Annotated in this window: 9 protein-coding genes; 2 read left to right on the forward strand and 7 right to left on the reverse strand. The window is 47.1% G+C overall.

What is annotated here, in order from left to right; all coding sequences use genetic code 11:
* Positions 1-31: 31 nt before the first annotated feature.
* The 7 genes from QFZ78_RS06795 to QFZ78_RS06825 all read right to left on the reverse strand — a co-directional run bounded on the left by QFZ78_RS06795 (position 32) and on the right by QFZ78_RS06825 (position 11,706).
* On the reverse strand, positions 32-1,474 hold the full coding sequence (locus QFZ78_RS06795; protein ID WP_307546264.1) for a sialate O-acetylesterase: 1,443 nt from the start codon (positions 1,472-1,474) through the stop codon (positions 32-34).
* A 64-nt stretch (positions 1,475-1,538) separates the two neighbouring features.
* The gene (locus tag QFZ78_RS06800; protein WP_307546265.1) at positions 1,539-3,104 is read right to left on the reverse strand and encodes an extracellular solute-binding protein; all 1,566 of its coding nucleotides are present in this window, start codon (positions 3,102-3,104) and stop codon (positions 1,539-1,541) included.
* Between the two features lie 58 nt (positions 3,105-3,162).
* Positions 3,163-4,035 carry a carbohydrate ABC transporter permease gene (locus tag QFZ78_RS06805; protein ID WP_307546266.1) on the reverse strand — a complete coding sequence of 291 codons (873 nt, stop codon included), beginning with the start codon at positions 4,033-4,035 and terminating at the stop codon, positions 3,163-3,165.
* A 10-nt stretch (positions 4,036-4,045) separates the two neighbouring features.
* Positions 4,046-4,996, reverse strand: coding sequence for an ABC transporter permease (locus tag QFZ78_RS06810; protein WP_307546267.1), 951 nt, complete (start codon positions 4,994-4,996; stop codon positions 4,046-4,048).
* 5 nt (positions 4,997-5,001) lie between these two features.
* On the reverse strand, positions 5,002-6,642 hold the full coding sequence (locus tag QFZ78_RS06815) for a right-handed parallel beta-helix repeat-containing protein (RefSeq protein WP_307546268.1): 1,641 nt from the start codon (positions 6,640-6,642) through the stop codon (positions 5,002-5,004).
* Positions 6,643-6,661: 19 nt separating this feature from the next.
* On the reverse strand, positions 6,662-8,185 hold the full coding sequence (locus QFZ78_RS06820; RefSeq protein WP_307546269.1) for an extracellular solute-binding protein: 1,524 nt from the start codon (positions 8,183-8,185) through the stop codon (positions 6,662-6,664).
* A gap of 113 nt (positions 8,186-8,298) precedes the next feature.
* Positions 8,299-11,706 carry a cadherin-like beta sandwich domain-containing protein gene (locus QFZ78_RS06825; RefSeq protein WP_307546270.1) on the reverse strand — a complete coding sequence of 1,136 codons (3,408 nt, stop codon included), beginning with the start codon at positions 11,704-11,706 and terminating at the stop codon, positions 8,299-8,301.
* Positions 11,707-11,884: 178 nt separating this feature from the next.
* Here QFZ78_RS06825 and QFZ78_RS06830 point away from each other — a divergent pair, with 178 nt between their 5' ends.
* A complete protein-coding gene (locus tag QFZ78_RS06830) occupies positions 11,885-13,648 on the forward strand; it encodes a sensor histidine kinase (protein WP_307546271.1) in 1,764 nt (587 codons plus the stop codon).
* Entirely contained in the window at positions 13,623-15,239 is a 1,617-nt protein-coding gene (locus QFZ78_RS06835) for a response regulator (RefSeq protein ID WP_307546272.1), read from the forward strand. Before QFZ78_RS06830 ends, QFZ78_RS06835 begins: the two co-directional genes overlap by 26 nt.
* The last annotated feature ends 20 nt before the right edge of the window (positions 15,240-15,259 follow it).

Here is a 15,259-nt window from a genome sequence, read left to right on the forward strand (position 1 = left end):
ACAAGATGCTTATCGACAGGAGCACATCTGATTAAGGTATAAGAAGCGGACCGAATAAAGGCAAGGGTATCCCCCATTCATCCCTTAGGTTAAGAGCTGGATAGTATCCAGCTCCATATTGCAGCATGGCAGCAGTAGGAATATGTTCGTTGAAACGAAGTAGAACTGCCCATCGATCATCGGATAGCGTAGCTTCTGCAGGCTCCCAGACCTGATCCACCAGTTTGATCTGAAAGCCGAACGCTCTATCTACCTGCTGGAGGGAGCCATTCAAACCTGTAAGTCGGACCGTTAATTCCGTGCGATCTGCATTCCATTGAAGGTCGCTTGGACGCGGGCCTGTTGGGAGGCTTGCCCCGTATGCGATCCGTAAAGCTTGCCAAGCAAACCTTCTACCCATCACTTTAAGTGATGATGCATCGAGATGAATGGGATCGGACATCGTAGAGTCCGCTGTTGGTACTAAGGCGCAGGGTGCCAATCGCTGTTCCAATCGAAATTGCTCGTCCTGAATAAAGTCCCAACAGCTTTCATGCTGTTTATCCCACGAATGAAAGTTGGCTAATTGCGCGTAGATGAACGGCAGCTGCGGTTCCTGCAAATCCTCTCTAAGACGGCGTACGAATTGCTCCATTCGCTGCGCATACATAGAAGCGTGCTCTGGATTAGCATCGCTCTCTCCTTGATACCACAAACACCCTTTCACCTTCCCGCCTGAAACCTTAACCCGGCGCAGCATGGAGCCATATAAAGAGTGTCCCTCCTGCTCCAGGAACGCAGGGTCCCATTGTGTCATCCTAGTTCCACCGTGCGCACAAACGATGAGTCCGACTGGAACGCCGGCACTCCGCAGCAATTCTTTCCCGAAGGAAATGCCCAGCCCCGCTCCGCGTGTTCGGGTTTGACGTTCCTTGAGGCGCGCCTCTTGTAGTTTCTCCGCAGGAACGCTCCAATGCACGGGATCCACGGCTTCAAAATACCAACACATAGGGTCCTCAGCAATGCCCCAACTGTCATCCAAGTAGAAGCTGCTTACACCTTCCATAGGCTCCTCCACTTCAAGGAGCGTGCCACAGCCCTGCATATTGGATTGCCCGGCAAGTATCCAAAGATCTCCTACGAAGACTGGCTCTACCGCCGCTTCTGCAATCAGTTCTTCAGAAACGCCATCACGAATACGAAATTGGAGACAATGACTCCCTGTTGAAAGCCCTGCAAGAACACCGTCGAACGAATCCATATTTCGAATAACCCCCAACGATATCCATGCTTTCTCTGCAGGCATGCTTTTTGCAGCCACCGAGCATACTTCAACGTTCCCATATGCCGGCTTAGAAAGTCTTAACGAGAAAGGAATGTCTGCCTGTTCCATCGCATCACGTTGATACACTCTTTGCGGACTTGGGCCTTCCACCCGAATTTCGCCAGGTACATTCATATTTCTCAACGGATCTCGATCACGCGAACCTTCCATTGTTCCATTCTCTCCCCACAAAGAAAGGAAGCCGACCAACTTGCATCGCTTCCCCGCTTGTTATTTATTTGTGCGTTTCTGTTTTCTTGATATATTCGTTCATTTGCTTCACGTAATCAGTACCGCCGTTTTTGTACCAGCCTGTTAACAAAGCATCGAATTCGGTGGCCGGAAGTTCGCCAATCAGAATTTTCATGGTCGTTGTATCCCAAGCCTTCTGGAAATCCATGTAGTTTGGCTTCTTCGCAGCCTCCGGCTGGAAGCCCAGATCCTTACCGGCAACAACGGTATCTACCGATTTTTTCAACCATGGCTTTACTTGCTCCACGATTTCCTTAGGCGTTCCTGTTGTGATGAAGAACTCGGTGTCATTCGCTCTGCGCATGGAGTTGCGGCGGATATAGAATTTCGGCGGCGGTGTAATCGCCTTCTTTTCACCGTTCGTCAACGTATAATCCTGACCTTCAAAGCCATCGACGACGACAGGCCACATTTCATCGGAAAGCCAAGAATCGAACAATTCAACAACCTTCTGAGGGTTTTTCGCATTTTTTGTAATTGCCCAGAAGCCCCATAGTCCGGTTGGACTCGTTGCCAGATTGCCGCCCTTGACCTCGCCTTTTTCATTCTGCACATGAACAAAAGTCAATTCCGCATTGGGCTGTTGCTTTTGCATCTCAGGAAGATGCCATGTGTAGTGTCCTGCGAAGCCGGGATAAACCCCTGTTAATCCGCGCCAGAAGCGCTCGCGCTGCTTCGTTCCGTCATTCGTCGCGGAATCTGGATCGAAGACCCCTTCTTTATATAGCCTTCCCGAAAACGCGAGGGCTTTCTTGAACGCATCGCCCTTCTGATCATACATCGGGTTCATATATTCGTATTCGCCGCCTGATGCTTTTTGCCAGCCCATTAGACCGAACGGTCCAGTGAGAACCGGTTCTAGCACTTTGCGTCCGTTATACGCCCCGGCGTAGCCGTAGGTATCGTTTTTCCCGTTTTTATCCGGATCGTTGAACGTGAATTTCTTCAATATTTCTTCAAACTGCGCAATGGTAATCTCTCCGTTAGCCGGAATCGCGAAGCCCACATTTTTCAGCCAATCTTTCCGTACCCAATAACCGTCGTTGCGAACGACAGAGGTCCGCGGAATACCGTAAATTTTGCCATCCTGATTCACCTTCAGTTGATCCCAGGAGGCTTGGTACGTATACTTATTCAGGTTCGCTGCCGACTTCAGATAATCGTTAACCGGAATGAGAATTCCGTCGCGAACAGCGTTCTGGAAAGCTTGATCGGTCGTATTTTCGAAGAATACAACGTCTGGATACTCGCCCGAAGCGAGCATAAGCTGAAGCCTCTCTTTATACCCTGTGACCGGTGGAATATCGAATGATAGCTTCACATTGTTTTTCTTTTCCAGTTCCCCAATAAACTTAGCATCTGTCACGGATATGTCTGGTTGATCATGCATAGCCATGATTTTCAAAGCGATCGGACCTGCAGAAGCTGACGGTTTTGTACTGGCAGCAGTTGGACTAGAACCTGGATCTGTTGAATTTGAAGCACAAGCGCTAGTTAACAGCATCATGCCTGCGAGCGCTATTACGATTCCTTTACGATTCTTGCTCATTTCTTATACCCTCCTCATGTAAATAAAGCTGATCTATAGCTGCGGGTTGCCCCGATGACTATCCTTTAACCGAGCCTAGCATGATCCCTTTGACAAAGTACTTTTGCACAAACGGATAGACGCACAAAATTGGAATCATAACAATCATTAATGTGGCGTACTTTAAGGTTTCACTCGTCACTTGCTGCGAGCCCACCTCAGCGGCATTCGATTGCTGCGCCATCATACTAGCCGCTTCAATCACCTCACGTAGGTAAAGCATGAGCGGCCAATTCGTTTCACTGCGAATGTAAATAATCGCATTAAAGAAGTTGTTCCAATAGCCTACCGCAGCGAAAAGGCACAAAGTAGCGATAATCGGTTTCGATAAAGGAACGATGATGCGAAATAAGATGTATGGATCTGAAGCGCCGTCCATACGAGCCGCTTCCTCCAGCTCCTCGGGCAGCGATTCGAAGAAATTTTTCATAAGAATAAGACTGAAGCCAGAGAATAACGCCGGCAGTATTAAAGCCGCAAGCGTATCAAGCAGTCCGAGTGAGCGTATCAAGTAAAAATTGGGAATCAACCCCCCGTTGAACAGCATCGTGAATACGATGAGCATCATGAGGAACTTTCGTCCTTTGAGCACTCTTTTGGACAATGGATAGGCCGTAATGATATATAGGAAAATGCCTAAGGTTACTCCGCAGATCGTAACGATCAACGTATTCAAATAACTTCTCCACAGCAATGCGCGCGACATGATCTCTTGATAAGCCGCCAAGCTGAATTCATGCGGCCAGATCATCGTCGGATTATTCACATAAGCCGAATAGGAACTTAGGGATACAGATGCTACGTTGATAAACGGGTACAGCATGACCACACAGATGAGCGTGAGCAGCGTATAGTTGATTGTGTCGAACAGCTCTAGTTTCATTTTGCTCATGTAATCTCACCTACCAAATTTGTTTTCCGAACAGTCTTGCGATTCGATTAGCCATAATAATGAGAACGAAACCGATCACCGCTTTAAATAGTCCAACTGCTGCAGCGAAAGACAGTCTACCGTCGATCAAGCCAACTCGGTACGTATACGTTTCGATAACATCAGCCACTTCATAGGTCATCGGATTGTACAACAGGTACACCTGCTCGAACCCATTGTCAAGAATGTGGCCGAGCTGCAAAATAAGCAGGACAACAACAGTTGTAGTAATTCCCGGCAGCGTGATGTAGCGGATTTGCTGTAGTCTGGAAGCCCCATCCATCTTGGCTGATTCGTACAAGGATGGGTCGATCCCCGTCATCGCAGCGAGATAGATAATCGTTCCCCACCCGACTCCCTTCCAAACCTCCGCCGATACGAGAATCGTTCGGAAATATTCCGGCTTTAGCAGAAACGAAATCGGCTCATAGTCCAAGGCTTTAATTAGAAAATTGACTGGACCTGTCGATGGCGATAGAAAATTAATGATCATCCCTGCCAACACAACCCAGGAAATAAAGTGCGGTAAATACAGAATCGTCTGCGATAATCGTTTGAACATCAGATTTCTTACTTCATTGAGCATGACGGCCAAAATGATCGGAGCAGGAAATCCGAACAATATTTGATAAAAACTGATGATCAGCGTGTTGCTCATCACCTTGTAAAAATCGCGCGACTGGAACAAATACGCAAAATTTTCAAAGCCTATCCACTTGCTTGCCCAAATCCCTTTCACTAAGCTGAAGTCTTTAAAAGCAATCACGATACCGAACATCGGAATATATTTGAACACAAGTAAATAAATCAGCCCTGGCACCAAAAAGATATACAGCCATTTATGCAGCCTGAAGTGTTTCATCGTTTCGCTTTTACGTTCAATAGGTCGGGTGGCGATATGTTTCTCAGCAGATAATTCCACAATCCTCACTTCCTTTCTTCAATGACGATCTCTCTCGTTGTATGCGGGTCGATTCTGTAAGGCTGCTCGACATTATGAAAGCGGTTACATACAAGACGAACACCCTCCGCTTGATGAATGTCCACCCCCACAGGAGCATGGTGAAACGTACATTCATCAATAACGATATCTTCGTTATAAATACCATCCAAGCCCTCCGAACGTATACCAATGCCTCCGGTTACCCCACAGCGAGGCGTATATCCGCAGTTATCAAAGCTGCATCGTCGAACTGTAACACCCTTCGGATGCCCGCCTTCATAAAACTCCGTCCACTCGGCGCCAATCAGTATGCCTACATTCATTAAATTCTGATAGACAACATCCTCAATCAAGACCTTACTGTACTTGATGATATGCCCGCAGCCGGCAATATTGCGGAACACCGAATGTTTGATCGTATAGGAGTTCAGCTCCCAGCAGGACGGAACGATATGAGCGTTCTTATTCAACGACAGGTTCACCGGGTCTTCACACTCGATCAAATAATAGTGACCGCCTTTGCCTTGACCGTCCGGACGCCAAGAGCGAATCTTGTTCTGCATCGGTTCATGTCCGTTATAAAAGGTTAGCCTGCTATTCGTACGAAGCGGAGCATAGCTCCACTTCGCCCAGAGCCGCAGGTTATGGCGATCGATCACCTTGTCGACCAAGAGGAACGTGCTGTGCATGTTCTGACCGTCCATCCGTACACCCTCTACAAACATGTGCTCAATCTCGAAATCGCCTTCACACTTATAAATCTTCCACGCATCTCTAGGTGCTGTGAACAGCAGCTTCCCTTCCGGCTGAAATCGTACGCGGCTCGCCTTCACACCATTGCAGCATTCCGTATGCATCGCAAAACCGTTCGAGCTGACCGTATGCAAATTGTCGAGCCGCAAATGATGGCATTCCTTGAACTGCAGCTGAAACTCGGTATTCGCTCCAAAATGCCAAGATAGTCCTTCGCCAATGGACACCTGGCTGGCAACTTCAGGGCTATCAAGCCTCAACCTGCGTCCTTCGCCGCCTTCTACGCGACGCCAGTTAACCCCAGCGCCCTTACCATAGGTCACACTCTCGCCAACCAATGCACCAGCCTGCAAGTCAAAACGGTTCGCGCAATAGCAGGCCATGCCATCTATATAGGGATTGCTTTCAAACACCTCTACAACAAGGAAATCATCTCCTTTGTCGACGATGACTCCGCTACTAGAATAAGCCGGCTCCCGCGAAAATTTCAAATTTCGCAGCTGCAAATTTTCACACCGTTCCGCCCAAAGGATAGCAGGCAAATAAGCTTCGTTCTCTCCTTTGTGACAACCAACTAGCAGCGACGCCGGACTTCCGTCCTGATCCACCGCTCCCTCTAACATCAAGCCATGCATATCACGAAGCCAAAGATGTCTGCGAGACCAATCCTGACGCTCAGCTTCCTCATCTATCACAAAGCTATGCAGATAGTAGGTTCCGGGCTCCAGCAGCACACTTGATTTTCCATTCTCAGCAGCAAATGCTATCGCCCTGCGAAGCGCCTCTGCCTGATCGCCAGGGTCATCCGGCACTGCTCCAAAGTCCCTCGCAAATACACAGTTCTGTCGTTCTTGTTCCGTTATATTGAGCATGCCCAGGCACCTTCCTAAATTACTGGTTAAGCAAATCTTGTTCGACAAGCTGCTTTCTTGCGGATTCCATATATAATTCATAATGATAGGTCTTCTCAAGGGTGTGAACGAAATCGTCATACTCCGATAAAGGACGTTTATCATAAATGAACTTGAACGTCTCCTCCATAATGTATCGATTCGCATCAGCAGCATTAAAGCCAGGAGGCAGTTCGATAAAAGCGTCTAAGACCTTTAACCTCGACTGCTCGATGGCGAAACGATAATACGGTTCTGCATCCGGGAATTTCGTTTGTAAATAGGTCATTTCGTCACGACCGACCAATTGATACAAGTGTGAATACACAACATCATGAATTTGCTCTGTTGGTGTAATCGTCTCCCCGGATAACTGATAATGAATTCCTGGGAGTCCATATTGCACGAGACGAGAGCCCTCCGTAGAGGACAAATAGTTAAGCAGTTCAATAATCTTCTGCAATTTCTCCGGTTCCTTCTGGAGCGAGGCAGGCATGACCATCATACTGCGCGCACCCACATCGTCATAGCCGTTATAAGATCCTCCCGGGCCGGTTGGCGCTTGTATTTGAACCCATTTGGCTTGCGGCTGAAAGGCGCTGATTTGTTTGGCGGCATCGCTGTTTACGACGACCGGCCAATTGAAATTCAGCAATCCGACCTGTCCTTGATAGGCCTTATCCTTTTGCTGTCCCTTTGTATTCGCCAGAAAATCGGGGTCGACGACACCTTGCTTCACCATTTCATTCATAAAACCAAGTGCTTGTTTGATGCGAGGATCATAGATTGAATTTACAAGCTTACCGTCCTTCAAATAAAACTTGCCCAGATAAGTTGTGCCGTACGCACCGAATATTTGATCCAACGCGTTAAATTGTGGATTACCCGTAAAACCATAGGTATCGTTCTTGCCGTTTCTATCCGGATCCTGTTCGGTGAAAGCTTTCATTACATGTAGCAGCTCTGAGATTGTTACTGGCGCCTGCATACCGACCTGTTCCAGCCAATCCTGACGAAGCCATAAAGTAAACTGCGGAGCAGGCGAAGCCTTCGGGATGCCGAACACCCTTCCCTTGACCGTCCCCGTCGTCATCGCCTCTTCTCCGCCGACAAATTGCTTTGTCGCTTGAAGCTTATCCATATGGGACGATAAATCCAATAAACTTCCCTGCTGCGATAGTTTGATCATATCCCTGCGATCCACATAGAACAGATCTGCAGAGGTGTTGCTCGCTAAGCGGAGATTACGCTGATTTTTATAATCCTCATCACCTACAACTGCTGTGATTTTCAAGTCGATGCCAAGCTTTGTGTCCAGTTCCTTCTTGATCATATCCATAGCCGGGTCTGTCGGAAGGTTGTTAATCGCGCTTACCAGCACCTCGATCTTCACCTTTGCACCGGTTTGATTGTTCGGAACAGATGATTCTGGGCTCGCAGACTGCTGATTGCATCCTGCTAAGCTGAAGGCCAACAATACGCATGTCACCAAAGTGGGAACAGATTGCCATCGTTTCAAGTCCATAAGTCTCTCTCCCTCATTGCAATGAAAGTGATGCTATACGTTTATTGTACAGCCTGCGAGCCCTAATAGCCTTTCAACATTTCATGAAATACTTCAAAATTTCATTAATTTTTCTATTTGTTCTTGATTTTATCTTTGTTTTTGTCCTTGTCCTTTTTACCAGAATCAGTGTTAGGGTCGATAGGATCACTCGTCCTTGGAACGAACATCACCGCATCCGCACGAAGGTAAGCCGTATCCATGGCAGTCATCGTAACTGATGTTTCCGCATCTTGTGTAAAACGATAGGTGCCGAGCGAGATCCATTGCTGGCCCCCCTGCTTTTGGTCGACCATGACGGACGTTGAGCCACCTGCATGCTGCACTGTGTACTGCGCTTGCGTCGTATTGTTATGGAAGGACGGATTCCATATCCGCACTTCGTAATTCCCCTCAGCTACCAGAGCCTTGCTCCACTTCGCTTGTTCGCCAATGGTTCGTGTAAATCTTGTATCATTATCGTCATAACCAAATGCATCAGATGTCGAAGCCCAAATGCCTGTTTCCGAATAGCCCGGATCTCCGTTATCCACGATGACGGCATCAATTGGAGCAACCAATCCATAATCTTTTGTGTAAAATTTGAAATAATCATAGGTTACCTCCGCGGGCAAATACTCATCGGCAACCGGCAGCTTATACACTAATGACGTCAGCCATAGATGCTGACCTCGTCCTTGCGTCCCCGCTCCATGCGGTCCGGGATAAAATTCTTCTCTGAACATCTTGCCGTCCACGTAAAATTTAATTTTTGTCGGAGTCCATTCCATACCATACGTATGGTAGCCATCAGACGAGTCCACTTCCTTGTATGTCGTGTAAGGCACATAAGTCAGATGAGCATCTCCTGGCCACCAATAATGACCCGCTGTCATTAAACCATCCGGGTGTGAAGTATCAATCTCAAAGCCGTCAATTTCATTCACCTGATAATCCGTCGACGGCGAATAGAGCTGATCTCCATCGAGGACTGATACGCGCTGATTCAAGCCCGCAATCCAGAAGGAGCTGTGAAAACCTTCCTTGTTCCATTGCTTAAATCTGGTTTCATAATAGCCATATCCCAAAAGCGGCTTGGTGATGATGCCTCCGCCGGAATACGCCTTTCCTCCGCTGTCAGCAGGCTCTTTTTTCAAAGCGATTCGAAGAAAGCCGTCCGATACGGACACATTTTCCTTCTTATTATCGGTGTAAGCATTGCTTCCAATACGATAATACCACTGACTGTTATTCAACTCGGATCCGTTGAATTCATCCTCGAATGCGAGCGTATAGCCGGAACCCGGTACTGACGGTACCAATTCGATATGCAGTCGATAGAACATACTACGGCTTCCATCCTGGGAGGTCACCTCGATAGGGATGGTGCGGACTTCACCGAATAAAGATTCCTTGGGGACAAATAGGCTGGCTTGGCTTTGTCCATCAATTTTCAACGTTTGACCTACCGCGCCCTTCACTGGTGTTAATGTAAGGTCTCGATCAGTCACGATTGTGTAATCGGTTATATAGGGATCAAACGAAATAAGGCTGTTCGATAATGTGATGCCTGATAACCGCTCATAATTTTCTCCCGGTACGTTTGTTGGCGGCTCAGCTCCATAGATTTCAAAGGAATATAACCCGGTAAACACCAAATCCTTTGCTTTATCCGCATAAAACCGCACATATCTAGACGTCACTTCAGGAAAGCTGATGCTTTCAATCGAGGAAGGCTTAGCATTGCTGACATAGGCATCCTGCCATTGCAAGCCGTCGTCCGAGTATTGAATCTTGAAGTTTTGCATATCCGTGTAGTTGTAAAAAGCAGCCACTGCTCGATTAAACGAGGTCCTGCGAAGTAAATCTACCTCCAACCAGATATACGGCGTGCCGTCTGCCAGGACATTCCGCCAAACCGAAGCCCCATCGCCATCCACTGCATGCTTACCCGGCGTCAAATAGTATTCCTGAGAAGCCTTTACCGGCTTCCCGCGTGTATGATTCCCTTTACCCACCGTAATGTCATATTGCTTCTTGAAAGAGCGGTCCTCCGCTTGCACCTCAACTTCAATGGTTTGAACGCCATGTGCCAGCATTATTGGCAATGAGTCTGTTCCTTCGCTTATCTGGACACCGTTCACGAAAAAGACTGCGTTCGAATCACTTGGTTCAGCCGTTACAATGATTTCATTCACCCCATTCGGGGCCTCATAGGCATATGTCATTACGTCCGGCTCAAAGCCCGGCGATTGGTTCTGTCCAGGTCTTACATTGTAGCCTCTCGTCAACTCTTGACTGTTAATCTTCAGCTGCTTCAGGGTTGCGTCGGCTTTTTGACGATAAATATTCAGCCTATAGGACTGGGTATAAGCTGGATCTTGAGCTATCACCACAATGTCAATCTCGTTATTACCGACTGTTAAATCTACAGGTATCACTTGTTCTGAGTTGATTGCGGTCCCGTTTATCTTCACAGATGCTGCGGTATCCGCTGTTGTAGGCAAGATAGTAATGGATGCGCTTGCATTTTGAACCGTATACGTATAAGAAGTCACGGTGGGGTCGAATCCCTGTAAAGGAACCCCGTTCAAGTGCAAAGCGCTTAACGCCACATTCGTATTGTTGCCAGCGGATCGTTTTACGTTAATCGTGTATCGCTTCGTATAGCTGTTATTTTCCGCTTGTACATCGATAGGAATCTCATTATCTCCAATAATTAACGGAATGGGCTCACTTGAAGTCCCGCTATTCATCACTGAACCGTTCACCCTAATTACTGCTGAAGGATCAGTAGCTGTCGGATTAATCGTTATCTCCTGAACAACATTACCTACAAGATACGTATACGAAGTCACTGTAGGCTGAAATATGGATGTGTCGCCAACCTGCAAATCACTGAGTGTATGGATCCGCGATGGTAGTTTCTCAAACTTCACCGAATCCGAATTAAAATAACCAGTCGGGCCTCCCGGATCTCTGGAAAGCTTCACGTATTCCTCCCCCGCACCTTTAAAATCAAAGATCCCGATCTCTACCCAACCGCCAGCCGGAGCCGCATTATCATATGCCGTCTTTGTCGACTCCCCATTACGATACACCTCAGTCATTAGTCGAGCCGCTGCCGCCGTTCTTTGGACGATCCATACGGACACACGATATGTCCCGATCGTAAAACTTTGCTCGCTTAAAGACGGTGTGTAGGTTGCATAGGCTGTATTCGTATTGGCGTTTTGTGCACCCTTCGCATAAGCGAGTGTGCTTTTGGTGCCGCCACCCAGCATGCCCGAGCTAGAATAGCCCTTGGTCGTCGTGGGCAGTTCACCTGCGATATTAGGTGCCCCCTCATTATCGTTATCGATAATAATCGTTTGCTGCACAGATTCTTCTGCGTAGGCTTTTTCAGTTCCATAAGTTTCAAAAATACCGCTTAATCCTGAAGCCATAAGAAGTAGGAAAGCAAGAAAGCAGGAAAACATACGTCTGACTGTTTGGTGCATCATAAATCCCCCCATTTTCAAATGAATTACAAGAACATCCTCATTATCACTTCATTAGAACATTCATCTTCATGCAATATTTATTAAAATGATTCAATTTTCAACGAAGTTTCAAATGATGCTAACTTTCCCTCGGAAAGCCACTATAATAAAGAGGTGAAGATCACTTAGGGGGACATGTATGAAACGTCGTATCGCAGTCAAAGTGTTCGTTATCTCCTTCTTGCTGGTGGAATCGATTATCATTTTGTTAGGCTACTGGTATTATCGGCATTCTTCCGATTCCTTGCTCGACGCCCAGTATGAATACGCCGATCAAATTGCAAACAAATCAAACGATTATTTAAATGTTACACTGGAGAATATCCGGAATTTATTCATTACCGTAGGTACGGACAGCCGTTTCCAGCAAGGCTCAAGCGAGGAAATCATTCGTTGGTTTAATAACAGTTTGCTGCCTTATATGCCCAATGTGTACAATATTCATTTGCTTGAACAAGGTAAACTGGCTGCCAGCACTTCTTATGTTCAATGGGCACTATTGGATACCCCCTCACTATCCAAGGAATTAGAGCAAATTAAGCTAAGCGGCATTGTGTATTGGATCGGCCCTTATTTCTCACTGCCCTCCAACTATACGGTAACGGCTGCAATGAAGCTTCCTTCCACGGACGGTGACAAGATCATTCTGCTCGATCTATATTTGGCCAGACTATATGATTCCTTGCAATCGCAATCCTCTAATCGAATCACTGGGGAAATCATTCTGCTCGACCGATTGCACCACCCTGTCTTCGGACGCCCGCCTTATTCGCAATACAATGTATTCAATAAATCGTACCAGCTAATCGGGTTAGAAGATAAATGGTTCGAAGGCGGCTGGAAACAATCCGAACAGCAAACCGCTGCCGGTCAACGTCTTGTCCTGACAAGAGTGACCAATCCTGCAATCGGCTGGGATGTCGTTTGGATATTAGACAAAACAGCGCTTCTCAAGCCTCTGCAAAAAACGATTTCATTTACATGGGCACTTGGCTTGGTCTCGTTGCTATTATCCATTGGGATGGCTTACACGATATCCGTTCTGATCAGTAAACCTATACGCAAGATTGCCGACTCGATGAATGCTGTCAGCGACGGGCAATTGGACACCTCGATTCAGCTAAATCGTCAGGATGAACTCGGACTTCTCGCCAAGCATTTCAACCGGATGACTGCTCATATACGCGAGCTCATTGCTAATCTGAAGCATTCTGAGAAGCAGAAACAGATCTCTGACTTTCTAGCACTTCAGGCGCAGATCAAACCGCATTTTCTATTTAATACGTTAAATTCAATCAGCATGGCTGCCCGCTCCGGCGAATATAACAAGGTCGATCAACTCGTCTCTTCCCTGACAACTCAACTAGATTACACGCTTAAGGCAAGTCCGGGACCTGTGACATTGCGAGAGGAAATAACCGCTTTGGAGAGTTATGTTGATTTGATGCATATCCGGTATCCCGGTAAATTTTCCTTTCATATGGATCTTGATCCACTAACCTTGGAGAGGAAGCTGCCGAAGTTCGTACTGCAGCCTTTGGTGGAAAACAGTATTTTTCACGGTCTGGTGCCGGATCATAAAGATGGCGTGTTGTTCATTGGCACGACAGTCGGGACGGATGGCTGGGACATCATGATCGAAGATAACGGCAAGGGCATGACCGCTGAGAAGAAATCGAAACTAATGGATCGGCTTAATATCCATTTCGATAACAGTAAGGAGATTACATCTGAGGAAAATAAAAACGGACATAGCATTGGTCTTGTTAATGTTCATCGTAGGCTTCAAATGATGTACGGAGATCGTTACCGTATTCACTTGGAAAGCACGCAAGATGAAGGCACAAGACTTTTAATCCGATTGGGGGCAGAACCGAATGAAGAGCATCTTGATCGTGGATGATGAACCGATGGCACGTCAATACTTACGCACGCAGTTTCCCTGGGGACATTGGGGCTATGTGATTGTTGGCGAGGCGGAGAATGGTGTCGAAGCTTTGAAAAGCTGCCGCTCTTTACAGCCGGACATCGTACTTCTCGATATTACAATGCCGCTGATGGACGGTTTGGAGCTTCTACAGCATCTGAAGAAGGAATTCCCCCTAGTTCGCTGCATCATGCTAACCGCTCATCGAGACTTCGCTTTCGCTCAAGAAGCGATTCGCAGTGGGGCCGACGGCTACATCCTGAAATCGCCGATTGAAGCTGGTGAATTGCAGGCTGCTTTATCGAAGGCATGCGAGGAGCTTGACAAGACGCATCGATTAACAACAAGCGAACAAAGCTATAAGGTGCTGGTGCAAAATTATCAATACCCGCTTCGTCAAAAGTTTTTTGAAGATATCCTCTCTTCCTTACTTGCGAAACCGGAGGAAATTATCGTCCGCGGAGAGAAGATTGGCATCGACCTCCTTCAGCCTACTTATGTATTGTTGGAATGTTGCGTCGATGAACTCGCCAAGTTCGAGCAGCGATACCCGGTCAAAGACCGCTCTTTGATTGAATTCAGCATGCTGGAGATCGTTCGAGAATGCGCGCAAGCAGATTTCCCAGGCCGGTTCGAGCTATTCCCTTTTTCATTCGGACGGTTCATTTTGCTCCTGACAGGTCAACAGTCATCCAACAGCAGTCAGCTTAAGGAAAGCATTACCCTATTCCTCCGTAAGCTATCGAACCCGCTCAAGCAATATTTAAAGCTGCGGCTCACTGTGACGGTTAGTAGGCCTATGCCGACTATTGCCTCCCTTCGTTCCGTCTATTTGGATACTGTGAAATATCGCGTACACCACTTTTATTCGGATGCAGCTGAGCCTGTATTCCTTGATCAAGCGCTGCCGTTTCATACCATACCTGATAAAATACTAGATAAATTGCGTAGTCGGCTAGAGGAGTTAGTTAGCCAGCAAGAAGAACCTAAGTATCAGGATTGGGTCAGTATGACGCGGAATGAATTCCTGTTGTATAAACCCGAGCCCTCGGCAGCCATATTTTGGCTGGAGTCGCTAGAACAGCTTCTTGCTGCAGGCAACTGGGTGTCGGAGATGAATCCGCTGGAACCGCCGCTCAACCTTAAGATAGAGACTTCTTTTCATCGCGCTCTCGAAACCGTTATTGGACGCTTCATCGAAATTAGGAAGCGAAGATTGCAATCACTTCAGCTGAGGCATGAGCTTTCCTCCGCTATCCAATATATCAAGTCACATCTGAGCGATGATCTGAGCGTGGATTCAATCGCGCTCAAGGTAAAGCTTAGTCCCTCTTACTTAGGGCATCTGTTCAAGAAAGAAGTCGGCGTTTCTATCGTGGACTACATTCTGGAGCAGCGTATGGAAATGGCCAAGATCTACCTACAGACCGGTCAATACAGGAATTATGAGCTGGCTTCCAAGGTCGGCTTTCGCAGCTATTCGTATTTCTGTACTTTATTCAAGAAATATTCGGGCTTAACGCCCAATGAATACAAACACGCTCATCAGCCGGTTGTGAATCCTTGACAAATAACACGCAAAAAGGA

This window comes from Paenibacillus sp. V4I5 (assembly GCF_030817255.1).
GTDB lineage: Bacteria > Bacillota > Bacilli > Paenibacillales > NBRC-103111 > Paenibacillus_E.